The following is a 1,361-nucleotide window of genomic DNA, read 5'->3' as shown; positions in this document are numbered from 1 at the left end:
GCCGAGAAAAAGTCCGAGAGCTCCGCTTCCGAAAAGACTGAAGCATCTAAGACTGAGGAAAAATCCTCATCTTCATCTTCCGAGACATCTTCAAAGAAGTCTTCCGGCACTGTTAAGAACGCAAAGGCAGAGAGCTACGCTTCAAGCGTTTCATATGATTCTTCCGCTGAGATCGCTTCTTACGACGAAGACGACGATGACGATTCGGTTTACGCCGCGGATAACTCCTATTCGGATTATTCGGGCAGCTACCTGATTGATATCGCTAATCCCGATTACAGCTACAGCCCCTCAAGAGTGAGCCTGTCCTCTTATGACAGAGCCAAGCTCGAGAGACTTGTAATGGGCGAGGCAGGTTCTATGGGTTATCTCGGCTGTGCGCTTGTTGCGCAGTCCATCAGAGACGCTATGAACCGTTCAAATACAAGCTCGATCGACCAGATTATTTCACAGTATCAGTATTTTGGTTCGACTGCTATTGAGCCTAACTCCGACGTAAAGAGCGCCGTATCCTATATCTTTGATAACAACGGTGCGGCTGTTCAGCACAGAGTAATCTGCTTCTACATCGGTTCAAGCTCATGGCATGAGACCCAGACCTTTATCACACAGGTTGGCGGCGTTCGTTTCTTTGACCTGAACGCTTAATCCAAACTCAAATACACAAATTAAAATCAAGGGTTTTGCAAAAAAGCCCTTGATTTTTTCTATTTTTATGGTATAATATATAAGCATTTCGCACGCCGGCGCTTGCTGCAAAGGTGACTGTGCCTATCGGCGCGGTTTTCAGCGGCAAAATCCAGAGCGCGGCGGAGGTTTTAACCTAAGGAGGAAATAACAATGGCAGTAGTTTCTATGAAACAGCTTCTGGAGGCAGGCGTACACTTCGGCCACCAGACCAGAAGATGGAACCCCAAGATGGCGGAGTACATCTTCACCGAGAGAAACGGTATCTACATCATCGACCTTCAGAAGAGCGTTAAGAAGCTCGAGGAGGCTTACAACTTTGTTCGTGAGCTTTCCGCAGAGGGCAAGAACATTCTTTTCGTAGGTACAAAGAAGCAGGCTCAGGATTCCGTCAAGGAAGAGGCTGAGCGCGCAGGCGCTTACTATGTAAACGCAAGATGGCTGGGCGGCATGCTCACCAACTTCGCTACAATCCGCAGAAGAATCGCCCGTCTCAAGCAGCTCCGCGCTATGCAGGAGGACGGCACATTCGATATTCTTCCCAAGAAGGAAGTTATCAAGCTCAACCTTGAGATCGACAAGCTCGAGAAGTTCCTCGGCGGTATCAAGGACATGACCGAGATGCCCGGCGCACTCTTCATCGTTGACCCCAGAAAAGAGAGAATCGCCGTATC

General features: G+C 48.8%; 2 protein-coding genes. Both read left to right on the top strand.

What is annotated here, in order from left to right; translation table 11 throughout:
* Nucleotides 1-648 (top strand): hypothetical protein (locus KQI64_RS06065; RefSeq protein ID WP_330623035.1); only part of this gene is annotated, 648 nt, incomplete at its 5' end.
* Between the two features lie 192 nt (nt 649-840).
* The coding region (gene rpsB / locus KQI64_RS06060) for a 30S ribosomal protein S2 (protein ID WP_216523825.1) at nt 841-1,361 on the top strand (521 nt) is incomplete at its 3' end.

Origin of the sequence: Lachnoclostridium sp. MSJ-17, from assembly GCF_018918205.1 — a bacterium.
Classification (GTDB): Bacteria; Bacillota; Clostridia; order Oscillospirales; family Acutalibacteraceae; genus Ruminococcoides.
This window is presented reverse-complemented; position numbering and strand designations above follow the sequence as displayed.